17 protein-coding genes and 1 pseudogene are annotated in these 25198 nt (G+C 44.3%); 6 read left to right on the top strand and 12 right to left on the bottom strand.

Annotation, left to right across the window (positions count from 1 at the left end; translation table 11 throughout):
• Positions 1-204: 204 nt before the first annotated feature.
• The 6 genes from KL866_RS18900 to KL866_RS18875 form a co-directional block, all read right to left on the bottom strand.
• Positions 205-834: a response regulator transcription factor gene (locus tag KL866_RS18900; protein ID WP_214996475.1), complete on the bottom strand. Its 630-nt coding sequence runs from the start codon at positions 832-834 to the stop codon at positions 205-207.
• Entirely contained in the window at positions 831-1529 is a 699-nt protein-coding gene (locus tag KL866_RS18895) for a sensor histidine kinase (protein WP_251140170.1), read from the bottom strand. The genes KL866_RS18900 and KL866_RS18895 overlap by 4 nt, the downstream gene beginning before the upstream one ends.
• The gene (locus KL866_RS18890; RefSeq protein WP_214996472.1) at positions 1513-4671 is read right to left on the bottom strand and encodes a serine/threonine-protein kinase; all 3159 of its coding nucleotides are present in this window, start codon (positions 4669-4671) and stop codon (positions 1513-1515) included. Before KL866_RS18890 ends, KL866_RS18895 begins: the two co-directional genes overlap by 17 nt.
• Before the next feature lie 121 nt (positions 4672-4792).
• The gene (locus KL866_RS18885) at positions 4793-5635 is read right to left on the bottom strand and encodes a GAF domain-containing protein (protein ID WP_214996470.1); all 843 of its coding nucleotides are present in this window, start codon (positions 5633-5635) and stop codon (positions 4793-4795) included.
• A 145-nt stretch (positions 5636-5780) separates the two neighbouring features.
• Positions 5781-6626: a DUF6689 family protein gene (locus tag KL866_RS18880; protein ID WP_214996469.1), complete on the bottom strand. Its 846-nt coding sequence runs from the start codon at positions 6624-6626 to the stop codon at positions 5781-5783.
• Between the two features lie 92 nt (positions 6627-6718).
• On the bottom strand, positions 6719-9196 hold the full coding sequence (locus tag KL866_RS18875) for a S8 family serine peptidase (protein ID WP_214996468.1): 2478 nt from the start codon (positions 9194-9196) through the stop codon (positions 6719-6721).
• A gap of 285 nt (positions 9197-9481) precedes the next feature.
• Here KL866_RS18875 and KL866_RS18870 point away from each other — a divergent pair, with 285 nt between their 5' ends.
• From KL866_RS18870 to KL866_RS18860, 3 genes are all read left to right on the top strand, one after another.
• The gene (locus KL866_RS18870) at positions 9482-10540 is read left to right on the top strand and encodes a chemotaxis protein (protein ID WP_214996467.1); all 1059 of its coding nucleotides are present in this window, start codon (positions 9482-9484) and stop codon (positions 10538-10540) included.
• Positions 10541-10622: 82 nt separating this feature from the next.
• Positions 10623-11675, top strand: a complete 1053-nt coding sequence (locus KL866_RS18865) for an aldo/keto reductase (protein ID WP_214996465.1) — start codon at positions 10623-10625, stop codon at positions 11673-11675.
• Positions 11676-11778: 103 nt separating this feature from the next.
• Positions 11779-12927, top strand: a complete 1149-nt coding sequence (locus KL866_RS18860; protein ID WP_025257677.1) for a Na/Pi symporter — start codon at positions 11779-11781, stop codon at positions 12925-12927.
• A gap of 137 nt (positions 12928-13064) precedes the next feature.
• Here the strand turns inward: KL866_RS18860 and KL866_RS18855 are convergent, their stop codons facing one another.
• Positions 13065-14228, bottom strand: coding sequence for a DcaP family trimeric outer membrane transporter (locus tag KL866_RS18855; protein WP_025257678.1), 1164 nt, complete (start codon positions 14226-14228; stop codon positions 13065-13067).
• A 257-nt stretch (positions 14229-14485) separates the two neighbouring features.
• Between KL866_RS18855 and acs the strand changes: the two genes are divergently transcribed.
• Both acs and KL866_RS18845 read left to right on the top strand, forming a co-directional pair.
• A complete protein-coding gene (acs, locus tag KL866_RS18850) occupies positions 14486-16432 on the top strand; it encodes an acetate--CoA ligase (RefSeq protein WP_025257679.1) in 1947 nt (648 codons plus the stop codon).
• Between the two features lie 17 nt (positions 16433-16449).
• Positions 16450-17094, top strand: a complete 645-nt coding sequence (locus KL866_RS18845) for a response regulator transcription factor (RefSeq protein WP_025257680.1) — start codon at positions 16450-16452, stop codon at positions 17092-17094.
• Here KL866_RS18845 and KL866_RS18840 read toward each other — a convergent pair.
• From KL866_RS18840 to rimK, 4 genes are all read right to left on the bottom strand, one after another.
• The gene (locus KL866_RS18840) at positions 17054-17983 is read right to left on the bottom strand and encodes an amino acid ABC transporter substrate-binding protein (protein WP_251140169.1); all 930 of its coding nucleotides are present in this window, start codon (positions 17981-17983) and stop codon (positions 17054-17056) included. The genes KL866_RS18845 and KL866_RS18840 overlap by 41 nt on opposite strands.
• 137 nt (positions 17984-18120) lie before the next feature.
• Complete coding sequence (locus KL866_RS18835; protein WP_025257682.1) at positions 18121-18555, bottom strand: RimK/LysX family protein; 435 nt, start codon at positions 18553-18555, stop codon at positions 18121-18123.
• Between the two features lie 15 nt (positions 18556-18570).
• Positions 18571-19602, bottom strand: coding sequence for a succinylglutamate desuccinylase/aspartoacylase family protein (locus KL866_RS18830; protein ID WP_025257683.1), 1032 nt, complete (start codon positions 19600-19602; stop codon positions 18571-18573).
• A gap of 42 nt (positions 19603-19644) precedes the next feature.
• The gene (gene rimK / locus KL866_RS18825; RefSeq protein WP_025257684.1) at positions 19645-20550 is read right to left on the bottom strand and encodes a 30S ribosomal protein S6--L-glutamate ligase; all 906 of its coding nucleotides are present in this window, start codon (positions 20548-20550) and stop codon (positions 19645-19647) included.
• A 287-nt stretch (positions 20551-20837) separates the two neighbouring features.
• Here rimK and KL866_RS18820 point away from each other — a divergent pair, with 287 nt between their 5' ends.
• Positions 20838-21461, top strand: a complete 624-nt coding sequence (locus KL866_RS18820; RefSeq protein ID WP_214996461.1) for a mechanosensitive ion channel family protein — start codon at positions 20838-20840, stop codon at positions 21459-21461.
• 78 nt (positions 21462-21539) lie between these two features.
• Here the strand turns inward: KL866_RS18820 and KL866_RS18815 are convergent.
• Positions 21540-24982, bottom strand: a pseudogene (locus KL866_RS18815) (PAS-domain containing protein).
• Between the last annotated feature and the right edge of the window lie 216 nt (positions 24983-25198).

Raw genomic sequence — 25198 nt, 5'->3', positions numbered from 1 at the left:
AGAGTTTCAGATGGAGCAAAGCCCCTCTTCTTTGTTGTTTCGTATAAGAGGTTCTTTTGAATAGAGTTTAGTGTAATGGAATTCGCTTTTGGAGAACCCACTGCAGCAAGTTTACAGCTGAGGGTCTTGGTCGCATCAACCAGCATTCGATGAATATGATAAGAGGGGAAAAGAGTTGAGTTCTTCGCTGAGAATAAATCCCAACTATTCTAACAAGCCGGCTTTTCCTGCCATTCTGATAAGTTCTGCAGAGCTGCTTAAATTAAGCTTTTTATAAATATTGCTGCGGTGGTTTTCTGCGGTTTTAAGGCTCATATCCAACAGTTCGGCAATCTTTTTACTGGTGTTGCCTGCAGCAACTAAGAAGAAGACTTCCCGCTCTCTACGCGTTAAAACACTTAGCGGAGATATGTGCTTTTGGCATTGCTCACTAGATACTTGGGTTAATTCGTCAGAGAAACAGGTTTTGTTGGCTGCTACTCTTTTTATTGCATCGACCAAAGTCTCACCAGATGACTCTTTTAAAATGTAGCCCTTTGCACCCGCGTCGCGCATGGCTTCTATATATTCCACTTCGTTGTGCATAGACAGCACCAGTATCTTTGCGTCACTGCGCTGAGATAGAATTTTATCGATGGCTACTAGTCCGCTCATGCGGGGCATAGAAATATCCATTAGAATAACGTCGGGGGAGAGTTTTAGCACCGCTGCAATAAGCTCAACACCGTCATCACATTCTCCTACCACGTCAATGTCTGGGTTTGCATTTAGCATTTGAGATACGCCTTGACGCATGAGTACATGATCATCGGCTAGCACTACTCGAATTGTCATACAGGTACCGTTACTGTTGTTCTTGTGCCTTGCCCTACAGCTGAATCTATTTCTAGCGTAGCGTTGAACGCTTCGGCTCTATCGCGAATACTTGAAAGACCAATACCAGGCTCTATTGTTCTACTATCAAACCCTACACCATTATCAAGAATATCTAAACGAATAACGTTATGGTGGTAAGAAACCGTCAGGGTAAGGTGTGTTGCTTCACTGTGTTTTATAGCATTCACCAATGTCTCTTGCGCAATTCTGAATAACAAGGTGCTTATGTCTTTCGAGAGGTCTGTGGGTAGATTTATGTTCGTGTTATAAGTCATATCTTCACCACTAAGCAGGTTCCGGCACAGCCAGTTTAGTGCGGGTTTAAGGCCAAGGTCATCTAAAATAGTGGGGCTCATAAGTCGCGATAGCTGCCTCACGTCATTTAGCGCCATTTCAGCGATACCGTGTAGGGCTTCTATTTCAGGCGATGAAGATGAAAGCGCCTGCAGTCGTCTGGTAAGCCCGGTAAGTAACTGCCCTATACCGTCGTGCAGCTCTCTAGAAAGTTTAGCTTTTTCCGACTCTTGCTGAGCCCATAAGCGCTTTGCAAGCTGTTGAAGTACTTCTTGGTCGGCATCTAGTCGTGCTTGAAGCGTGGTCTGTAGTGACTTAATACTCTCTATTTCTTTGGCTAAATCATTCAATATAGGCATTCCTGTAGTCACCAGCTTGTTTTTCAGCTAGTTGAGACAGCCACTGTGTTGTTAACTTATCAACGGTTTCTTCCTTGCCGGGAACAGCGCGATAGTAAAGATGGTTACGCCAGTATAAAGGATATAGCGCGAGCTTTTGCTTAAGCTTTTCAACTGATGCTTCATTACCAAACGACGCTTTTATATATAACCACTGTAAGTATTGCTGATAATAAGTAGGCTTTATCAGTGAATTAAGCTTTTCCATGGTGCTGCTAGTAGCGTCAAGAGAAAGGCGTTGCTGCATATCAAGCAAAATTTTTATTTCAGTAATAACAGGTACATTACTGTTGTTTAGAAGGGTTTTGTAGATGTGGTCACTTTCATCGTTAAGGTTACCTTGATGATGCTTTAACCCCAAGGTTAACCATTGATAAACGGCATACTGCTCGTGGCGTTCTGTGCTAATGGTGGACGATACGGACTCAATACGCTTCTCTAAGCACGACCAGTTTGCGGTAAGTAAGCATATTTCGCCTTCCCAGAGCAATACTTCTGTTTTTGCGCGGCTATCTTCAGATTCCTGAGCTAAGCGTTTTGCATTTGCTGCGTGCTGTGTGGCTTCCTGTAAATTTCCATTTGCAAAGTTTAAGTAGCTGAAAAGCAAGCTATTTATCATTTTTTCTTGGTTATGCTGAGTATCAAGCTTTTTATCGATAGTCGTTAAAAGCCGCGTAGCTAAATTCTTATCACCTTTTACTAAACTCAATTGCGCAAGATTTTGAAGGGTGCGAAGCAGGTGAGAGTCATCACTATTTCTTTCAAATAGCATTTTGGCCTGCTGCCAGTAAATCTCGGCAAGTGAGATGTCACCAATTAAAAAGTGCATATAGGCAACGTTACTCATACTTTGAGGCTGAAGCACTTTGTCATCATTCTGTACACGAATATCAAGCCCTCGTTTATAGTAATCTAGCGCTCTTGCAAACTGTCCTTGTTCTTCAAACATAAAGCCTAAGGTATCGTTTACGTGGGCTTCTTGAGCCAAGTCACCTAAATCGTGAAGTAACTTCACTGCTTCTTCTAACGACACCTCAGCAGTGGCGTAGTCGCCAGTAAGTGAGGTGGCAATAGCGTAGTTTGCTAAGGTTTTGGCTCGTTGAGAAGGTTGCGTTTTCGCATCTCTCAGTGCTAGCGCATCTTTAAAATACTGCGCTGCCGCTACATTGTCGGCTGTGCGAAGGTAAGCAATACCAAAAGCGTTAAGCGCTAAACTTTCACCAATGGTATCCTTGGCCTGTCGAAACGCCACAAGTGCACGAGTTAGCGAGTCACTGGTGGCTGTATCTATATCTCCGTTAATAATTTGCAAACGGGCTAACTCAAACCATAGCTGTCCGTTATTAGGTCGAAGCGCTAATGCAGCTTTATAGTCAGACATTGCTTTGGCATCTTCGCCCGCCCACTGATATATGTCTGCCCGCATTGACAGTAGTTCTGGTCGGTTTGGGAATTGGGAAACCAGTGCATCTATCGATTGTTGAGCCAGGGCTAAATCTTCATTGAGATCCGCTCTTAGAAGCTCGCTCTGTAGCCGCCAATATGGTGCTAAGTTTGAAATGCTGGTTAAGGTTTCCAGTGCCTGTCTCGCACCGTCATAGTCGCTGGCATTTATCTTATTGCGAGCTTGGGCTACCCAGCCACCTGGGTAATCGGGGGTTGTCGCGACAATGGCGTCGATGGCATCTACACTGTTAAGTGTTTCTCCTTTTTGCCACGCGCTATCTAACGCATCAAGGTAACGTAGATCAGGCAGAGGCTGTGGGGATTGAGTTTCAATAGCATCAAATAGTGACTGGATTAATTTTTTGGAAAACTCTCCTAAATCATCAGAAAGCGTGTTTGCATCCACATTGTACGACACTGTAAAAATAGGCGTATTAGCAGGCATGCTAAGTACGCTTGCGTGAAGCAAATAGGTACTACTGCTGGTAGGTGTCGCGTCTAGGAGCAATACGCTATTAGCCGCAAGTATCGCGGCCAAATCAGTGCGATCATTTTCACTTGTAAAGGGTGATAACACTAAATTGCTTACCAACGCTTGAGTCTGTTCTTTGTTATCTAGCACTATATTGGGGTGGGTAGACAAAGGGTAGCGAAGTAGGGTGTTAATGGTATCTAAAAGCGGGAACTGAGGGTCGTTCAATATCAAAAGCTGAATAGGGCTGCCTGTTGCTAATTTTAGTTGCCCTTTTTGGTACCAACCGTAAGAAAAAATACTCGCGCTCACAATTAATACCAGTAAGGCAACAACGGAAAAACCAACAAGGGTTTTGTTAGGCGCTGTAGCACTACTATTATCGTTTAAGGCACTGATACTAAGTGCTTGTTCCAACGAGAGTCTTTTTGCAGGTAAATGATGAGTTAATTGAGCAATACAGGCTTTTCGCTTTTTTAACCAAAAGTAATGAGAGAGACCAAACCCGTCTTTTTTAACACAGTTCAACACGTCTTCTAGCACTTTGCCTAGGCTATAAGTGTCAGAATGCTCACTTGCTTTTCCTGTTTGAATAACTTCTGGAGCTGTGTAGCGCTGATGCCCACTAGTTTGAGCGCCAGAAGCCGCGCTTTGCCCAATGCCAAAGTCGATAAGCTTAATATCTGCGTTGTGATCAATAAGGATATTGTCTGGTTTTACGTCGCCATGCTTAATGCCAACGCTTTTACATGCTAGTAAGGATTCGACGAGCTGTTGTTGCCACTTATCGAATTCTGCCTTGCTGATAGGTTCTTGAATGCGCGCATAAAGAGGCTCTCCCTCTATAAAAGCCATGGTAAAAAACGCATCATCTCCGTCAGAGAAAACATCATGTACCCGAATGATATTGGGGTGCTGAAGTTGTCTGGCAATATTGACTTCATTGCGGATGGTTTGCATTTTAACCGGATCGCAGGCACCACCCTCTATAACTTTAAGCGCCACTTTCACATCAAGTAGCTCGTCAATAGCACTATAAACACTAGCCTGAGCGCCCGAGCCCAACTGTTCTATAATGCGAAATCGGTTGGCCAAACGAGAATTTGGCGCAATAGATGACCCTAAAGCTAAGGCTTCAGTTTTAAGGGAATTGTTTTGCGACGAGAATACATCTGGCCTGTTCAAAGCCTTCTCCACACTTCACTAATTAATGCGATCACACAACCACGATACCAGTTATGTCACGCTTGCCTGTTTACCTATGGTGTAAAAGTGGCTCACAGACTTTAAAGTTATTGTTTTTATCCTAGCTTATAAGTGAAAGTTTATGCTCTATTGTGTGGAATAACAAACGCATGGAAATCATATTTGCTAAAGAGGTGGTAAATTCAATATCTGTTTGGGTGAAATAACGGCGCCCTAGAGTAGAATCAGCATATAAAACACCAACAGGCTTTTCGTCCAAACACACAGGCACGCAAATGGCTGCCTGAATACCGTGGTTAATTATACTATGCTGCTTATTAAGGGAATTGTCGCTAACAATATTGCCAATAGCACGAACCGCATTAGCTTGCATACATTGATTAATGATGGTGCGACTGCCTGTAAAGTCCTCTCCTTGCATCCAGTCTTCATAACCTACACCAAGTTGGTAGTTATTTATTTTATCAAATAAAATCAGCGAAGCACGTTCGCACCCCAGCGACTGTGTTAAACACTCTCTGGCAAGGTTAATAAGCGCAGTACTGTTGTTACAGTACTGTAGTTGGTTTTGATATTGTTTTAGCTGCTGTTTACGCCATTCACGCTGGCTATCAAGTTTAACTACATTATTGAATGCAACAGGCGTGAATTCACAAGGAATTGGACCAAGTTGCAAAACGTGAGGTTTGTCTAGCGTTAAATGTTTTACGGGAATGCCCGCGCTACTGAAGCACCCTGTGGAACTGGTGTCATTTAAATGCCAAACATGGTCATTGTCAGCAAGTTTGGTTGCGCGTAAAACGATATGCGAGCGTGAAATTTGAGGGTGGGAAATAACAACATCGGCACTATCGGCGCGACCGATTTGATATTCACGCCCCTCAAAAAGTAAGTGTTCACTTATGCTTCCGTTGCCTTCAGTAAAGGCAAATTGTAATGGCATAGCATCACCCTCATTATGTAACTGCCGCTGAGTTTTTATTGTTCTTGCAACCTACACCATACCCGGATAGGCACGAAGCCAAGTTGACCATTGACCCGTGAAGCTGTTTAAAAAACAGTGTGGGGTTTACGGCCAACAGAGCTATCTACAGCGTTCTTAAACTAAAACGTAGTGTTTGCAGTTGAGTAAGAAGTAAACCTTTCACATTAACTACGTCGCCACTTGAACGCCATACGTCGGCAATTTGGTTTCCAGATGCGTTATCGACAAGTGTGATAAGGCTATCAACCGCGGTTAATGCTGCATCGTCATCGTTTATCGCCAGCGCTGACTGAATGTCATTTATTCCGCTATCAATGGCAGCTTCTAGCAGTAGCGTAATTTTGTCGCGATTATCATTAACAGTCGTACTTAAAGAGGCAACTTTGTCATTAATAACAGTAGTTGAAGGGCGATTGTCGAGCAAAATAATAAAATCGGAAAATTGCCCTGTGCTACCGCGCGCGCGAATACTTCCCGAGGACATCAGTACTGTTATGTCTTCAAACTGTCCGCCGTCATGCGACGTAAACAAACGCCATGGAATAGTTGGGGTGTAGTGAATGGCTTTGGTGTAAAGCTCAACCGTCGCTAAACCTTCGAAGCCAAACCCAGCGTCTGTTCTCGGAGAAATAGAAACAAGAACAGGAAAACCCGAAACGGCGCTTGTTAAAACGGAAGGGAGGCGCTCTGTAATAGTTAAATCTGCTGGATCAAGTAGTTCGGCAGTAATATCAAAGTTGTTAGCGTTAAGTCCAATACTGTTTTCGAACTCAACGGTCAAATCAACTTCAATTAAGCTGGTAAGCGTTAGTTTCGCCTGAATCTTATTGTTATCGACAGTTAGGCTTGCAGGGGCAACAACTTGTGCTTGTGCGGTTGAAAGCAATAGTAATGCTGTGGTGGCAACAACAGTAGTAAGTTGTCTGAATTTCATCGCAGTAAACATCATAGGATGACCTCTTTCAGTGTTGGTTAAAACTTAACCTAAAATAGCGCCATTATCAATTAGTATAATGGCACCGTTTTTATTGGTTTGCGATTTTATTCGAAATACTGGGTGAAAAAGCGCGAAGCAAGCACCGCATAATGGGCTCTAGTTATTACCGTATCTGGCGTGAAGTTCGCAGTAATAGTTGGCGTAACGCTAAACGGACTTTGCTCTACACCAAATTCAGCGTTAATCAGTGATAATGTAAGCGCTAACTGTACATAACCCTTCATGTCAGCTGGAATACTGTCTTGGTCTTCTAGTACGATTTGTTCACCATTATAGTCAACAACGATGTCGGCGTTAGGGTCGAAGCTAAGCGCTGCTTCTTCAAGGCCCAACATTTGTACTAGTGAATAAGCAATGTCTAATTTGGTAACACTTGCAAATGGGTCTGCACTTCCGTCTACGCTTCTTAGCACAGGTGCTTGTACACGAAGCTTATCTTTAAGCGCACCCCCTTTAACCATTACCGACTCAACAAATGCTTTGTCAAAACCTGGCACCGAGCCAATGTTAGGGCGCTCATCATTTAGCAGGTCACGGTATTGTCTTACTGCACCACCCATTACCGCATAACGAGCAAAGTCTTTACGCTTAAGGCGAGCATTTGGTGAGAACCCACGGTTGTTAATGGCGTCCATTAAGCGCTCACTCACCGCAAATTCAATAGCATTTTGCTGAGGGTGGCCTTCAACATCATCCATCCCTTCAAAGCCACCGCTATTTTCAAACGATACAGTCACATTAAATGTTTCTGGTAAAGCAGGGCCGTTGGTTAAACCTAATGGATCGGCCTCAATACCAGATAGTGACGTCAAACCATATACATATACGCCCCACGTACCTGGCATTGCTGGAGCAGCAACACGCATGGTTGTTGTTAGTACCGGCGTAGTAAGGTTGCCCCGGTACTCAGTGCCATCAGGGGCAACCAGTACAAGCTTGGTCAAGTTCGCAAGAGTATCGACAGACGCTTTAATAAGCACTTCTTCTGTACCTACTTCAAACTCCATTACTTCAGGGGTACCTACTGGAGAATAAAAGACATCGAGGTATTCTACACGGTCGCTGGTGGTGACCAGCGCACTTGCCTTAAAGCTCTTGCTATCAAGGTTATTAACCGTAACTTTATGATCCATGTCTTCAAGTAGCGCAGCGGCTACCGCAGAGCGTGCATTAACATAACCTGCACCTACTTCCCAACGCTCATAACCAGGCATATTTGTAGCAGTTTCTTGAAGCAAACGTTTTATGGTTAGGTTATCAAGGTTCGGGTTTGCTTCTAACATTAACGCAATAATTCCTGAAACATGTGGCGTTGCCATAGAGGTACCAGAAATCATGGTGTAAAAAGGAATGTTTTGCGGCTCAATGGCATCAATATCTGCATCACCACCATTCGCTGCTACGTTAAGTACAGCGCGAGTAGAGATAATATCTACACCAGGGGCAACAATGGTTACGTCGTTAGTGTACGTCCAGTCTGTGCCGTCAGGCATTGTGAAATCGCCAGACTCGCCTTTGAGACCACGCGATGAGAAGTCTGCAAGTTTGCCGAACTTATCACCCGCACCTACAGAAATGCCCCATGGAATTTGCGCGTATGGGTTGTGTGAGTCTTCACCAGGGCCACTATTTCCGGCCGCGAAGACGCTGATCATTCCCATTGTGTGCGCTTTATAACTAGCAAGCGATACGGGGCCAAGTGGCTCATATTTTCCGCTAGAACCCCATGAATTACTGATGACTTTGATAGGATTGTCGAAGGTGTATTGCTTGCTAATGGCATAGTCAAAACCGCCTATGGTATCGAGAAGCAGTACCGCTGCACCCGAACCATAACCAATAATATCAGCATCTGGTGCTGCGCCGCGGTGCTTGCCGTCAGACATTACGCCAGTGCCTGCGATAGTACCTGTTACGTGGGTACCGTGACCTGAGTTTAAATCAGTATTAACTTGATTTGATATTATAGGTCCTGTTATGCCAACAATAGACAATGCGCCCGGGTTCAAAATTGCTTGCACATTATCAACCACGGTATCGCCAAAGAAATGGTCTTGGTGAGAAGCATCTATACCAGAATCAATGACTAAAACCGTTGAACCGTTACCTGTAAATTCCGCGTTGTTGCGCGATGCAAACGCTTCGCCCTGTAAATCGGCTACACCCGTGATTTCACGTGCATCAGCGTTATATAAGCTCATCTCACGGTTTGCAAATACTGAGCGTACCCCGTCAAATTGTGCAATAGCTTCAATTTGATCCTTGGTGGCTACTACACCAATAATTGGCAGGTTTTTAAACTGGATACCTTCTGTAATGCCTAAATTTAATAGCTGGGTAACTTGTGATTCAGCAAGCGGTGACATTTGCTCATACGTAACAACGGCCACTAGTGATTCTGTAGGCGATAGTGACAAAAGCTTATCGGTCATTTGAGAACCAATGTAAGCATCAGCTAGTGTGTGTCCCGACGGGCTTGCCAGCATTGCAGCCGCTAAGGTAGATAGGGCGAACTTCTTCATATTCTTCTCCAAATTCTAAAGGCTGCGGTTTGCTTTGGTATCGGGTTACGTCATCGCAGCAAGGTACGCCTTAATAGTGACTTTTTGAGAAGGGCCGGAACATAGGGGTTTCACCCTAATTATAAGTTTTTTTCAAATAGCAGAACGTTTAAAAATGCTACAAAGGTTTAATAATAAAACGCGCCTTAAACATCTATATTGATGACGTATGTTAATGTCTTTTCAGTATTTATTAGCTTTTTGTTATGTAGTTAATGTTCGCTTTTCTCCCCAGAGGAGTTTGTAATGAAATTCGATTCTATTAAATCTCGGCTAGTATTAATGACCCTTGTTTGCGTTGTAGGTATGGGCGTATTAGTGGTTAGCCAGCATTACTTCACCCAGCGCCTCATTGGGTTACACCAGCAGCGTGATATGTTGTTAAGGATGGGGCAAGATCTGCTACAAATGCGACGACACGAAAAGGACTTCCTTCTTCGGCTTGAAACCCACTACTACAACAAATTTCTTGAACAAAGCTATGAATTCAAGGGGCGCTTAACAACGCTTGTTCCCATGTTCAATGAGTATCAATTGCCCGTCGCTGATGTGGAAAGCTTGTCTTCATCAATGGAAGCTTATAGCGATACGTTTCGGCAAGTAGTTTCATTGCAAGAAAGGGTTGGTTTGACGCAAAGTAATGGCTTAAGAGTGCGTATATCTGAATTCGAAAATATGCTGAATAAAGGTCAACTAGCACAAAACCCGCAAGCAAATGCACTCCTAACCGATGTTCAATTGGCGACGAGAAACTTCCAGATAAGCCATGAGGGGGAATTTGCTAAGGAAATGAACGCGAAGAGTGAGCGTCTCATTGTAGAATACGGGAGTATGCCTTTACTAGAAGGGACCCTGGTCCAGTATAGAGAGGCACTTTTACAGCTTGTCGATGCTTACACAACCTATGGTCTAACCCACAACGAAGGACTACGTGGAGAGTTCAGGCAAAGCGCCCATAACGTTGAGGCTCAGCTGAAGGGCGTTGATGCTGCACTGCAGCCAATGATTGAACAACAAGAGGCGCAAGTGCGTATTTATAGTCTAAGTATTGCAGCGCTTACATCTATCGTGTTAATTCTGGTACTGATCAAGAGTTTTGCGACATTTCATCGTGCATTTGTTAACTTTCTTACTTTCTTTTATCGCTGCAAGCGCCAGTATCAAATTATTGATACCAGAAAGTTGGGGTTTGCAGAGTTAAAATCACTCGCAGAGCTAGCCAATGAAATGGTCGAATCAAAAAGAGATATTGAGACACGGCTAGCCAGTGTAGAAGCCGAGTTGGCCAGTAAGAAAGCCTCGTAGCCCCTAATCGGCTGGAAAAGGTGTTGTTAAGTGGTCAATTCATTATTGCGTTAACAATGTATAAGCCAAGGTAGAAGCAAATATGAAGTTTAACCGCTTAGGCAATAGCGATTTACAGGTGTCGGATGTTTGTTTGGGCACAATGACATGGGGTATTCAAAACACCCAGCAAGATGCAGATGAACAAATTGCATACGCCCTTGATAAAGGGGTGAACTTTTTAGATACCGCCGAAATGTATCCCGTCCCACCCAATGCAGATACGTACGGTGATACTGAGCGCATTATAGGTAATTGGATTTCGCGAAACGAAGCCAAGCGTTCAGACATTATTTTAATGACCAAAGTTGCCGGTAGTGGCTTGAAGTATATCCGCAACGCCGGACCCATTACGTCTGATGCTATTGCCAACGCACTTAATTATTCACTTGAGCGCCTGAAAACTGATTATATCGACGTTTATCAGCTACACTGGCCGAACAGAGTAACACCACATTTCGGAAAACATTGGCCAGATGGCGCTGACCCTACTAAAACTAACCGGGAAAAAGAATTGGATGGTATGCGCGATATCCTTACGGGGATAAAGCGTGCTTTAGACGAAGGGAAAATTAGGCACTGGGGCTTGTCAGACGATACTCCTTGGGGAATTCACGCTTTCCTGACCCTTTGTAAAGAGCTTGATATGCCGCTGCCAGTTTCTATTCAAAACGAATTCAGTTTACTTCACGCAAAAGACTGGCCTTATTTAATTGAAATGTGTGAGCTAGAAAATATTGCCTACTTACCGTGGTCACCACTTGCGACGGGCATGCTAAGCGGCAAGTATCAAGATGGCGCGCGACCGGAAGGCAGTAGGTGGACACTAGCGCAGCGAATGGGGTTATTTAGAGACAAAGCACCAGCACAGGCTGCTACGGCAGAGTATGTGAAGATAGCTGAGAAAGCTGGTATTACCCCGTCACAATTAGCGTTGGCGTGGTGTAAGCAAGTCCCTGGTGTTACTTCCACCATTATAGGGGCAACAACAATGTCTCAGCTAAAGGAAAACATTGAGGCGTTTGATATGTCGCTATCAAGCGATACGTTGGATGATATTCACGAAGTATTCAGAAGATACCCTCTTGGCTTCTAAAAATTAGTTTTTTACTGATGAAAAATGACGGGTATATCCCGTCATTTTTGTGTCACACGGTCGTAATAGTATGGTTTTTTTCGTATTAACTCGTACTGATTCAATGATTGACCCTCACATTATTTCTGCCGCTACCGTAGAGAAAAATAATAACTGGCAAAGATGGCTGCTTCTCGCATTGCTTGTTTACGTTATGTTGCTAGCCGTTAGTATGATTGGCGGTGGTTTCAAATATGCTGCTGGTGATCACGCTAGAGAGCTTTTCAATTTTGCATCAAACCCTATTATGGGGTTGATTATTGGCATGGTTTCGACTGCATTGATTCAGTCTTCAAGCACGGTTACCTCAATTATTGTTGGTATGGTTGCGGGTGGTTTGCCTATTACTATCGCGGTGCCCATGATGATGGGGGCGAATATCGGGACTAGTATTACCAATACCTTGGTCAGTTTAGGGCATGTTGCTAAAAAAGAAGAGTTTCAGCGCGCCTTTAACGCTGCCACCATCCATGATTTTTTTAACGTTCTTTCCGTCGTTATATTTCTTCCATTGGAGATGGCCTTTGGCATTTTAGAGTATCTAAGTGGCCAAATAGTAGCGCTTATTCATACCGGAGAAGCGCTCGGAGTGAGTGGGTTTAACCCGATAAAGGCTGCCACACAGCCAGTCACAAACTTAGTTTCTCAGTCGCTAGATTTTTTGCCTTCTGTTTATCCCGGCATTGCTAAAATTCTAATAGGTATTGCGCTTATCATGGTCTCTATTACTTATATGGGGAAAATCATGAAATCGCTTATGGTTGGGAAAGCGAAAGATCTTTTACAAAAGAGCATAGGGCAAGGGCCCATATCTGGAATCACATCAGGCGCTTTAATGACGGTATTGGTACAGTCATCATCAACGACCACTTCGCTAATGGTGCCCTTAGTGGGTGCTGGCGTATTAAAAGCCCGTGAAATTTACCCATTCACCCTTGGCGCTAATATTGGAACCTGCATTACCGCCCTTATTGCTGCGTTAGGCGTGGCTGGAGTGAACAGCGGTTTTGCTTTACAGATAGCACTCGTGCACCTTATCTACAATGTGCTCGGTGTCACGCTCATCTATGGAGTGCCCGTATTACGTAGCATTCCTATCAATTTGTCGTATCAGCTATCTGTACTTGCTGCAGAAAGAAAAATGTACGGCGCGGCGTATGTCGGCGGGTTGTTCTTTGTCGTGCCACTTGGCATTATTTTTACGACTATTTAGCTAATATCCAATGGCCTTATTGTGGTTTCATAAATTGAAGCAAAATAGATATTAAAGCGGATGTAATTTCGATGATATAAAAAATGGCGTTTCTGAATTCAGAAACGCCATTTTAGTTTTAATACCTTATGTACTTGTTAAAAAGCGTATTTAGCTGAAACCTGGAAACGGTTCATGTCGCCCTCAAGACCGGCTTCAATTTCCCGTTTTGCAAACGCGTATTCAGCGCCAACAGTTAGCGCTTTCGTTGGCGAGTAAAGGTAGTTAACACGGGTGCTGTAGGTGCTTTCAGTGGTATTCAAGCCGGTAAGCGATACATCGTTGTCTGCTTCAAAAGCCGAGAACATAATACTGCTGCGCGCTTTCTCGCTCCACTTGTGACGATACGCGATGCCGTAACCTGTTGAGTCGATGGCTTCAAGGTCACCGCTTTCAGTGAGAACCGCACCATTCACAGCGTTAAGTGCAGAGTATCTGCCCAATCCCTTACCTGTGTTAAAGGTGAAGCGAATGTCATCGCCATTTGATAAGTTGTATTTACCTGTTACCGACACGCCAAAACTGGTCTCATCGGCATCTATACCTGCAGCGTTGTCATAAGATAGCTGTCTAACTAGACCGGCTACCTTAACGTAACCCCAATCTTGCTTAGTGGTGTAGGCTGCAACTAAATCAGGAACACTGCTGTCATCACTTGTAACACGGCCGCCCCCACCAAACGGAGTAATCGTTGACTCTGGATTTTCCAGCGCAATCTGTAGACCGCCGTTTGTATATCTCACCATGACTTGGCGACCAAAGGTTATGCCGTCAGTTGTACCAATAAAATCAAGTGATTCTGGCAATGAACCTACGTCCATAAAGGTAGTCCATGTTTGACCCACCAACCAGTTTTTATAGGTTATATAAGCGTGGCGTACTCGGGGCGTATAGGAGTTACTGATACGCTCATCACCACCGCTAGTTACAACAAAATCCAGTTCGAATACGCCATTAATGGTATCGCCTTCAGCAGTAGGCGTTGAAGTAGCAAAGCGGAAACGGGATGTTCTGATATGTGCATCAAATTGTGGATCTTCGTCAACGCCACCAACAGGAGTTAGTGAAGGAATATAAAAATCGCGACCCACACTACCCGATGCAATAGTGCCATCTGAATAGTCGCTTACCATGGCGTCAACTTTAATATAGCCCGTGAATTTCACACTAGTGTCGCCGATTGTTGCTGCTTGTGCTGCGCCACCAGTTGCAGCCAGGCATAGCGCTACTGCGGTAGCGGTATTTTTTATTTTAGCTTTCATCGTGTCTGTTCCAAAAAAGTGGTTAAATAAATGTAAATTCAACGTTAACATCGTTGATTGTGTACTTATTATCGCAAATTTAAATAAGCCGATGGTCGCATAAGACTATAGTCGCAATACTTTTAGGCTAACTTTCTTATTAGAACCTTAGTTGTATGCTGCTAAGACCAAAGTCTCATTTTTCTTTGCGGGTGAATAGCTAGAGTGTTTCACCATACAACAAGAATTTTACATTATTGATAATGGAGGCAATCTTTATGACCGCCAGCAAAACTTATCCTGTGCCTGAAAGCATTCTTCAGTCTACTCATTTGACTGCATCACAGTATGACGAGATGTATAAGCAGTCAGTGGAGCAACCCGAAGTATTCTGGGCCGAACACGCGTCTATGCTTGAGTGGTACCAAAAGCCAACCAAAATTAAAAACACCGTATTTGGTGAAAATGATGTGTCTATCAAATGGTTCGAAGACGGTGAATTGAACGCCAGCTACAACTGTATTGACCGCCATCTGGCAAACAACGCCACAAAAGTTGCTTTTCATTGGGAAGGTGATTCACCAGAAGATAGCCAAGATGTGACATATCAACAAGTGCACTATGAAGTGTGTAAGTTAGCGAATGCACTTAAAGAGATGGGAGTCACGAAAGGTGATCGCGTCGCCATATACATGCCTATGGTACCTGAAGCTGCTTACGCCATGCTGGCTTGTGCACGTATCGGTGCGGTTCACTCGGTAATTTTTGGTGGTTTCTCTCCAAATGCTATTGCAGACCGTATTAATGACAGCAGTGCAAAGGTTGTTATTACTGCCGATGAAGGGCGCCGTGCAGGAAGAAGTATTCCGCTCAAAGCCAATGTAGACAAAGCACTCGCAAATGATGCCTGCCCGTCTATTACCCATGTTTTAGTGCATAAGCTTACAGGTGGCGACGTAGACTGGAACCAGAAGCACGATGTGTGGTGGCATGAGGCTGTGGATGGTATGTCAGCACAGTGTGAGCCTGAAGTAATGAACGCGGAAGACCCGTTATTTATACTGTATACATCGGGTTCTACAGGCACGCCAAAAGGTGTGGTTCACACCACAGGCGGTTATCTACTTTATTCTGCTATGACCTTTAAATACGCTTTCGATTATAAAGACGATGATGTTTATTGGTGTACTGCTGATGTGGGCTGGATCACAGGTCACAGTTATATGGTTTACGGCCCTATGGTAAATGCAGCATCTCAAGTATTCTTCGAGGGTGTACCCACATATCCAGACGTTAAACGCATTGCGCAGGTTGTAGAAAAATATAAAGTAAATAGCCTTTATACTGCGCCTACAGCTATCCGTGCGTTAATGGCGCACGGTGACGCGCCGGCTGAAGGATGCGATTTATCTTCGCTGCGCTTACTTGGAACAGTAGGTGAGCCCATTAATCCAGAAGCTTGGGAATGGTATCACCGTGTTATTGGTGAAGGTCGTTGCCCTATCATTGATACATGGTGGCAGACTGAAACGGGCGGCCATATGATTTTACCTTTACCTGGTGCTACAGAATTAAAGCCGGGCTCGGCAACTCGACCATTTTTCGGTATACAGCCAGCGCTATTTGACGCCGACGGTAATGAGCTTGAAGGTGCAGCAGAAGGTAACCTAGTTATTAAAGACAGCTGGCCAAGCCAGGCTCGAACGGTTTACGGTGATCACCAGCGATTTATCAATACCTATTTCAGTGCCTATAAAGGCGTATATTTTACGGGCGATGGCGCACGTTGTGACGAAGATGGATTTTACTGGATCACAGGTCGTGTAGATGACGTATTAAACGTATCAGGCCACCGCTTAGGAACTGCCGAAATTGAAAGTGCACTTGTGGCGCATCCTAAAGTGGCTGAAGCAGCCGTTGTTGGTTTCCCTCACGATATTAAGGGGCAGGGGATCTACGTTTATGTAACACCAAACGAAGGGGTTGAAGCAGACGACGCGCTTACTAAAGAGCTTAAGGCTTGGGTACGCCAAGAGTTAAGCCCGATTGCCACACCTGATATGATTCAATGGTCTAACGGACTACCCAAAACACGCTCAGGTAAAATTATGCGACGTATCTTGCGTAAAATTGCTGCCAATGAGCATGAGCAATTAGGTGACACATCTACATTGGCGGATCCGTCGGTTGTTGATACACTGATAGAGGAACGTCTAAATAAGTAGAACAAAGGATATAGACAATGATAACCCTTCTAATCGCTGATGATCATCCGCTGTATCGCGATGCACTAAGAGGCGCGTTGTCGTTGTCATTACCAGCTTTGACCCTAAAAGAGGCTGGCGACTTATCTACGACTGTCGATATTCTCAATAGTGAGGATATCGACCTACTGTTGCTTGATTTGCATATGCCGGGAAGCAATGATTTATTTGGCCTTCTGCATATTCGAAAACTCTTTCCTGAACTTCCCGTTGCCGTAGTTTCTGGTACGGAAGACTCAACCCTTATTTCAAAGATTATTACTGTTGGTGCGCTTGGTTTTATTCCTAAAACAGCCAGTGCTCAGGATATTGCCAACGCGGTAGAAGCTATTTTAGATGGCGACGTATGGTTACCTGAAAACTTAAGTGAAGATGTTGATGAGGTGGATGAAGCGTTCTCTGAACTTGCAGACAAGGTTGCGTCGCTGACGCCTTCGCAGTACAAAGTGCTTTGCTACATGCGTGACGGCCTATTGAACAAACAAATTGGCTATAATTTAGACATAGCCGAAGCAACGGTAAAAGCGCATGTAACGGCTATCTTCAAGAAGCTAGGTATAAATAACCGCACCCAAGCGGTGCTTATTGCTTCGCAGCTTGAGCTGGAGCCACCGGTTCAGTAGTGTCCAGCTGCAACATAGCTTTTGATGACGCAAACTCAGGTAAAAACTTTTCTAACGCTAAGCGACTTTGTTCACTAAGCAAAGGATTGTCGATTTCAATAACCGTTCGTCCTTCAGTAAGTGCCATAGCTTCTCTAAAGTTACCGTGATTTAACAATAGCTTTTGAAACTCACCCGTTTCGAAGAGTCTCAACAGACCTTCAGCGATCCGTCCTGCCAATGCTTGATTATCACTGCCCACAAAGAAGAAGATGGGGCTGGGGTAGGAAATAATGAGATGTTCGTCGATAGCTAACCCTTTTGACAAGGTTTTGTCTGCCAGCTCCTCTTGAATTTCCATTACGCTTCTAGGAAACATATCGGCGAACTCTTCAGAGACAATGCGAAATGAAGCCCGGTAAGTCGTTTCTAATACTGGGATGTCGTTTGCGCGAAAAATTTTTGTATCGGGCCAGTCATACCCTAAAACAGCGCGAAACTTTTGAAGGTCTGCAAGGCTTTCTATCTCTTTAAGTCGAACATCACCTTCTTTAACAAATAACGCGCGTTTGCCGAAGAGTCCAGCCATGATAGGAATTCGAATAGGAAGAAACTGACGCTCTCGCTCGGTTGACGTTACGCTCCATGTCACGTCTAACATATTGTGCTCTAAGCTTCGTAATTGGCGCTCTTGTGCTGTTTCTTGGTCGCTCACTATGAGTTCGAAGGTGCCGTACTGTGGCTCAGTGATACGTAAAGATTCAGTAAGCAGTGACTTTGCGTAAGAGTAAACGCTATCCCTTCCAGGATGAACGTTGGGTAACCGTAAAACCGTATGAGGTAAGTTGGTACTTACCTCAGTAGACGTGTGTTGTTGTCCGTAAACACCAATGTGTGTCAATAGACTCATCAATAGAACTATAATGCTCAGCGATATAGCTTTAACATCCATATTTTTAATTCATGTACTTGGCGGTTGCCTTGATACATGCCTTGCTAAAAATTGTCGAAGGTATAAAAGCTTTTTATACCAGCTAATTTGACTTACTAATCTTTTCCCGTAAGCAAATAATCGTGTTCGGGGTCTACAATAAATTGCCCACTCATCGCCTCTCTACCAAGTAGCATCAAGTAAGTCATTTCAGAGCGGTCTGTAAGAGTCAACTGTATATCCCACTGGTATCCGTCCATAACTATAGACGTAATTATAACGTAGCGCTTCTCACGAGTAGCCGTTGAGCTCTTTACGCGTTTTTTGCCTTCAACTCTTGCTTCTCTGCGAACCACTCGCTCAACATTATGAATATCTGGATGAATATCAAATTTTATCCAGAGTTCACCGTTGTGATCAAACTCTTCGATGTTGTCTACATGAAGTGACGACGTTGCCGCACCTGTATCAACGCGCACATTTAAGTCAGAAATGGCTAGTTTGGGCAAATCGCACAGTTCTACCGCTCCAACAATTTTTTTATTGTTCATCAGTCTTCTACCAATTTATAAAACAGGGTCCTGTTCTGGAGGCAATAAATTGTCTTGTAGCAATTCCACGTGTTCAGCTACAGTATCAGGCTCTGAGAAGTACGCAATGTGGTAAACGGCTTCACCTTCTTGTGTAAGCGGAATATTTTGTTTACCAATTACAACGCCTTCAGCAGGGCTTTCGAGGCTGTCTAAATAATTGCCAAATGGATCAGCAATAATAGCCAGTTTATCGCCCTTTTCAACATGGTCACCTAACTGAGCAAGGTGATTTACAAAGCCACTTTCAGGCGCGCGTACCCAACCACTTTGTCTAGCTATGAAACGTTCAATGCTATGACCCTTACTACGGCTTTTGTTGAGCATTCCCAAATGACGCATAGTATTAATAACACCTCTTACGCCTGCTCGAATAGAAAATTCGTCATAGCGCAATGCTTGACCTGCTTCGTAAAGCAGAATTTTAACGCCGCTTTCACTGGCCGATTCGCGCAATGAACCGTCGCGTAATTCTGCATTTAGTAGAACTGGAACGCCAAACGCTTTAGCCATTTCTAACACTTCAGGGTCGTCTAAGTCAGCGCGAATCTGAGGCAAATTACTACGGTGAATAGCACCGGTATGAAGGTCAATGCCTACGTCACACTTACTTACCACTTCTTTAAAAAATAAATTCGCTAGCCGACCGGCAAGCGAGCCTTTTTTACTGCCAGGAAAACTGCGGTTTAAATCGCGTCTGTCGGGTAAATAACGAGACTGGTTTAGTACGCCGTATACGTTAACCATAGGCACCGCAATCAAAGTGCCTCTGATACGCTCAATAGCTTTAGAGCGTATAAGGCGGCCTACAATTTCAATACCATTTAACTCATCGCCGTGAATAGCTGCGCTAACGAACATGATGGGGCCTGGCCGCTTTCCTCGTTTTACGTATACGGGAATGCTCATATTAGTAGCCGTATATAAGGGCGGCATCTCTAGCTCAATCTTCTTGGTTTCGCCAGGAGCAATATTTTCACCCCCAATTGTTAAAACATCATTTACCACTAACGTTTTCCTATATTTACGTTATTGCGTAGGTTAAAGGAGTTAGCCCTTTCCTCGAGTTTTTGTTTTGTGCGGCTCTGCGCTTTTTTCAATAAATTCTATAATCATGCTGGCGACGTCTTTGTTGGTTGCTTTCTCAATCCCCTCTAAGCCAGGAGAAGAGTTAACTTCCATGACTACAGGGCCATTATTCGAGCGAAGAATATCTACGCCGCAGCAGTTAAGCCCCATTGTTTTCGCAGCATCTACGGCAGTTTTGCGTTCCGCTGGGCTTAGGCGAACTAAACTTGCCTGACCGCCTCGGTGAAGGTTGGAGCGAAATTCACCTGGTGCAGCCTGACGCTTCATAGCAGCCACAACCTTTCCACCTACAACGAAGCAGCGTATGTCGGAACCCCCAGCCTCTTTGATAAACTCCTGTACTAAGATACTGGCATTAAGCCCCATAAACGCTTCAATAATCGACTCTGCGGCTTTTTGTGTATCTGCCAGCACCACGCCTATACCTTGCGTACCTTCGAGTAGTTTTATAACTACTGGCGCGCCACCAACAGTTTTAATCACATCGTCAATTTTATCAGGATGGTGGGCAAAGCCGGTTCTAGGCATACCTATGCCTTTACGCGATAAAAGCTGTAGCGAGCGCAATTTATCCCGCGAACGGCTAATCGCCACTGATTCGTTAAGGCTGTAAGTTCCCATCATTTCAAACTGGCGAACGACCGATGTGCCATAAAAGCTAACCGATGCGCCAATACGCGGGATCACTGCGTCGTAGTATGGAAGCTTTTTACCGTTGTAGCGAACCGACGGTCGCGCACTCGTGATATCCATGTAGCAGTGCATAGTGTCGATAACGTCGACCTCATGTCCGCGAGCCTGCCCAGCTTCCACTAAGCGTGAAGTAGAGTAAAGGCGAGGATTTCTAGAAAGAATTGCAATGCGCATTATAAAAAGGCCTGTAGTTTGTGAATGTTTTCTCGGTGAATCGACTTGTTATCTATCATGTTAGAACGTGACTATACCAATTGGTATTATTATTTAGACAAGTCATTTTTGCGCGCATACTAATGTAAGTATCCGGGGGTGTCTTACGAATAATTCTTGTTGTGTCGATTGCTTTTAATGCATGAACTTGTCTGTTATTCACGTTAGCATTAGAGCGCATTAGCTTTTTTCAAAGAAAACAGCGACAAAGGTCCATATGCTTAATAAAAACAGAAAGGAAAGCGTTAATGAATGAGTGGTGGCATGGGTTTTTGGCGTGGTTAACTCAGTACCAGTCAAATGTCGTGTTCAGCGGTTTGGTGTTGCTCATCTATTTGGCAATGTCTCGAAAGTTACTGCCGAAACTAGAAGCCAATATCGTAGAGTCAAAACTAAAGTCGTCCAGTGCTCTTAAAGGGCTTTTTGCGGCACGTGTTATTGTCGCAACGGTCTCGCTTTCACTGCTGTTACTCGCATGGGGCATCGATTTCTCGGGCTTACTGGTTCTTTCTACCTCAATTATTACGGTGACCGGGGTAGCGCTTTTCGCAAGTTGGTCGTTGATTAGTAACATCACCGCGTATTTTATTTTGCTAACAAACGTTGCCTACCGTAGAGGTAACTATGTACGCATTCTAGATGGTGATAACTATATTGAGGGTGTAATTGCTGACGTCGGGCCGTTTAGTACTCGTTTGCTCACCGCCGACCGCGAAACCTTGATGTACCCCAATAATCTAATTTTAACTCGGCCTGTATTGCTTAATCCTAAGGAAAAGTGGGGCGCAATGGGAAAGGTTGTCGCTAAGTCGAGCGTAGAAACGCCTGTGGTAAAGACCGAAGAATCTAAACCCCACGACGAATTACTTTAAGTACTCTTTATTTTGTAATTTAACCAGTATAAAAAAGGCGAAAAAGGTGGTGTCGGCTATACAAAAGCCACACATTAATTAAACGTTTTTCGCTTCTCTGATGTAGCGTGTCATGCTTTGAAGTAGGGCGCGTAACTTCGCTGGTTTTAGCGGCTTCGCCAAAAAGTTCACGCCTTGGGCTTTGCATTGCGTAACTAGGCTCTCATCTGGTGTGGCGGTTATAAGCGCCGCCGGCACAACAATGTTAAGTCGATGTCTTATTTCTTCAATCAGTGCGAGCCCATTTTTATCATTGTCATGGCTTAACTGGTAATCCATAAGTAAAATTTGAGGCTGAATAACGTCGCAGACTTTCAGGGCATCATCCCAGTTATTCGCTAAGAAAACATTCACTCCCCATTTTTGTAAAAGGGTTTGCATGGCATCTAAATTTTCCCTTTGGTCGTCAACGCAAAGCACATCCATTCCTGTAAATGTTGTACTTCGAGGCTTTGCCGGAATATTAGAGACTTGTTTAGGGGCAGCTTTAGCAAGCGAAAACGCAAAGCAACTTCCTTTTCCTATTTTTGACACAACACTTATGTCGCTGTCTAACTGCAGGCTTAAACGGCGTACAACGCCTAATCCTAAACCTAATCCATGCTCCTTACTGTCATTTGCACGGAAAAAATCTCCGAATATGCTGTCTTTTTTATCTGAAGAGATACCTATACCTGTGTCAATAACCTTAAAATAAACGGTTTCTTTAACAGGCTTTACAATAAAAAGAACGCGCCCTTTTTCGGTGTACTTCACTGCATTTGACAACAAGTTTTGGGTAATTCGATATAAATACGTTTTGTCAGCTTTAACCCAGCAAGGGCGAATAATAACTTTGAATCCAAGTCCTTTTTCACGTGCTCGCATAGCGATTTCGTCAACAAGTGGTGAGAGTAGAGCGCTAACATCGATAGATTCAATATCAGGTTTCATTTCCCCTTGATCTAAACGAGCAATGTCTAACAATGTGCCAATGAGTGTCTCACTAGATGTAACGCTATGACTGAGCTTATTGATAATAGTCAGTGCTTGTTCAGATAATTCTTGCTCCTCTAACGCACTCACATAGAGCTTGGCTGCATTCAGCGGTTGCAATACGTCGTGACTGGCCAGCGCTAGGAAGCGAGTTTTACTGGCGTTGGCATCTTCCGCTGCTTTTCTAGCCCTTATAAGCTCTTTTTCCGCCTCTGAACGCCGCTCTATTTCTAGGCGAAGTTCTGCGTTAATGGAGTGCACTTCTTCGGTACGCTTTTTAATACGGGCCTCAAGATCAATGTTCGACTCTTCAAGTGCTTGCTGAATTTCAACATGCCCAGTGATGTCGTTGAAGCTGGTTACGAAACCGCCCCCGGGTAGTGGATTGCCTACCATCTCAATGACTCGCCCGTCTTTACGTTGGCGAGTAAAGCGGTGAGGCATGCCTGAGCGCAGATGAGCCAAACGTTTTTCTACTTCAGCGTCGACATTGTGAGTGCCAAACTCTCCTTGAGATGCGTTGTACCGAATGAGCTTTTCAATGGGAGAGCCAACAGCAAGTAAGTTGTCAGGGTAGGGATAGAGGTTGGCGTAGCGTTTGTTCCAAGCAACTAAGTTTAAATGTTTATCTACCACGCTAATGCCTTGATCCATATTTTCAAGCGAGGTTAATAGCGCCGTCATATTAAACTGCATTGCTTGCGTGGTGTCGTCGAAAAAGTTAATGACCTCAGTGAAGTCCATTTTCTTGCCACGTAGCGCACTGTCTAAAAGCACTTTCGCACTAGAGGCGCCAATAACGCCTCCAAGGGCGCGTTCACAGAAAGATAAAAACGATTCATTCGGTGTGTCTGTGTGACTTAACTGGCAATTATTTAGTTGTTGATACTGCTCGAGAAGCTGTTCGCAACGTCCTGTGCCCATAAAGGTTGAAAGTAGTGTAATGAGGTCTGATACGGTGACATTAGTCGCTTGTGCTTTAACCGTATTGTTACTGGATATGGCGGGAGAAACAAACGCTTCTGCCTGCATTCTGTCGATAAGGCGCTGGGGAGCAAAATGTGAAAAGAGTATGTAAACAATACTGTTTGCTGCCAGGCTAATCATGGCTCCTTGGCTAATGAGCTCGTTCTGCTCCATTTGAGAAACTTGCTCGCTTACAATGGGAAGTACTAACCACAGTACCCAAATAACGAGCCCCACCATAAGTCCAGCATAAACGCCGTGTGCGTGAGCACGCTTCCAGTAAAGCCCGCCAACAATGGCAGGCATCAACTGAATAACCAGTGAAAAAGCGATAAGACCAATAGAGTGAAGAGAGCGACTGCTGGTCATTTGCTGGTGGTACAAAAAGGCCATTAACAAAATAAAGGCGATGACGATTCGTCGGATAAGGCGGATTTTTTCGACACGTCTTTTTTGTCATCGGTGTTGCCGGTAAAGGCTAAAATGCGTGGCAATATAACGTCGTTAGTAAGCATAGTGCTAAGCGTTAGTGTGGCCACAATGATCATAGCCGTTGCCGCAGATAAGCCGCCTACAAAGACAATGACCTGTAGAAGTGCCGATTCCGAAAACATGGCGAGTGACAGAACGTAAGAATCAGGCTCTATGCCCTGGCCCGCAAAAATAGCTTTTCCTGCTATCGCAATAACGGGAATAACCGAGGAAATAATGGTTAGGTAAAGCGGAAATAGCCAACGAGCTGTGCGTATGTGCCCTAAGCTTAAGTTATCGATAATGGCGACATGAAACTGACGAGGTAAGCAAACGATAGCTGCCGCAGCCATAATGGTTTGTGCAATGAAGCTAAACGAACTGAACTGGGCAAGCGCAATCTCGTTTGTAAAGCTCTCGAAGAAAGGACCGGACTGTGTACGCTTCCACGCGCTGTACCCAACAATGGCGACCAACACTAGAGCGAGTAATTTAATAGTCGACTCGAACGCTATGGCCAGCATCAGACCCCGCCTGTATTCCGTGACGTCAGTTTGGCGTGTACCAAAATAAATAGCAAAAGCAGCAATGAACCCCGTGGCTGCGATGATAATACCGTTGCTGTTTGGCTGCTGTGTTAATAGCTGAAAGGTCGCGCCAACGGCTTTCAACTGAAGTGCGATATAAGGAATGGTAGCGAGTAGCGCAATGAGTGTAACCACTAAGGCTACGGTTTGACGTTTACCATAGCGTGATGCAATAAAATCTGAAATGGTCGTAATATGTTGCTTTTTACTTACTAAGGTTAGCTTGTAAATAAATTTATAGCCCAGCACGTAAACCAAAATGGGCCCGAGCATAATTGGAAGATAAATCCATGTATCCCTACTGGCCTGGCCTACCATGCCAAAGAACGTCCAAGCAGTGCAATAAATAGCAAGGGCCAGCGAATAAATAGCTGGGTGAGAGGTCAGAGCTCTTGCGGTAGGCGAGTTTTTTTCTCCCCAACTTGCTAATGAAAACAGCAAAAAAAGGTACAAGACTGCAAGCGTTACCCAACCAAAAACCATAATCTTCCTTTAACTTAGTTTTAACAAGTGTGCTGATATTATAATCATTTCGACCATGGTCTACCTACGACCATGGTCTCATTTTGAATTTTACACCTCAGGTCTAGAGTAATAGGCGACCTCCTGGATGCTTGACTTATGCTGCTTTTACCTTGCCTGGGGCAAGATTTTTAAATGCAGCAATAACGTTAACAAAGCCGAGCGTTAGGGAATTGT

It is taken from the genome of Alteromonas sp. ALT199 (assembly GCF_018619335.1).
Lineage (GTDB): Bacteria > Pseudomonadota > Gammaproteobacteria > Enterobacterales > Alteromonadaceae > Alteromonas.
This window is presented reverse-complemented; position numbering and strand designations above follow the sequence as displayed.

What these genes read in the sequence shown, in the direction of transcription:
- KL866_RS18820 (WP_214996461.1), top strand. Translation starts at nt 20,838, where the DNA reads ATGAATGAGTGGTGGCATGGGTTTTTGGCGTGGTTAACTCAGTACCAG.
- acs (WP_025257679.1), top strand. Translation starts at nt 14,486, where the DNA reads ATGACCGCCAGCAAAACTTATCCTGTGCCTGAAAGCATTCTTCAGTCT.
- KL866_RS18860 (WP_025257677.1), top strand. Translation starts at nt 11,779, where the DNA reads ATGATTGACCCTCACATTATTTCTGCCGCTACCGTAGAGAAAAATAAT.
- KL866_RS18870 (WP_214996467.1), top strand. Translation starts at nt 9,482, where the DNA reads ATGAAATTCGATTCTATTAAATCTCGGCTAGTATTAATGACCCTTGTT.
- KL866_RS18835 (WP_025257682.1), bottom strand. Translation starts at nt 18,555, where the DNA reads ATGAACAATAAAAAAATTGTTGGAGCGGTAGAACTGTGCGATTTGCCC.
- KL866_RS18875 (WP_214996468.1), bottom strand. Translation starts at nt 9,196, where the DNA reads ATGAAGAAGTTCGCCCTATCTACCTTAGCGGCTGCAATGCTGGCAAGC.
- KL866_RS18895 (WP_251140170.1), bottom strand. Translation starts at nt 1,529, where the DNA reads ATGCCTATATTGAATGATTTAGCCAAAGAAATAGAGAGTATTAAGTCA.
- rimK (WP_025257684.1), bottom strand. Translation starts at nt 20,550, where the DNA reads ATGCGCATTGCAATTCTTTCTAGAAATCCTCGCCTTTACTCTACTTCA.
- KL866_RS18900 (WP_214996475.1), bottom strand. Translation starts at nt 834, where the DNA reads ATGACAATTCGAGTAGTGCTAGCCGATGATCATGTACTCATGCGTCAA.
- KL866_RS18845 (WP_025257680.1), top strand. Translation starts at nt 16,450, where the DNA reads ATGATAACCCTTCTAATCGCTGATGATCATCCGCTGTATCGCGATGCA.
- KL866_RS18855 (WP_025257678.1), bottom strand. Translation starts at nt 14,228, where the DNA reads ATGAAAGCTAAAATAAAAAATACCGCTACCGCAGTAGCGCTATGCCTG.
- KL866_RS18865 (WP_214996465.1), top strand. Translation starts at nt 10,623, where the DNA reads ATGAAGTTTAACCGCTTAGGCAATAGCGATTTACAGGTGTCGGATGTT.
- KL866_RS18885 (WP_214996470.1), bottom strand. Translation starts at nt 5,635, where the DNA reads ATGCCATTACAATTTGCCTTTACTGAAGGCAACGGAAGCATAAGTGAA.
- KL866_RS18880 (WP_214996469.1), bottom strand. Translation starts at nt 6,626, where the DNA reads ATGATGTTTACTGCGATGAAATTCAGACAACTTACTACTGTTGTTGCC.
- KL866_RS18840 (WP_251140169.1), bottom strand. Translation starts at nt 17,983, where the DNA reads ATGAGTCTATTGACACACATTGGTGTTTACGGACAACAACACACGTCT.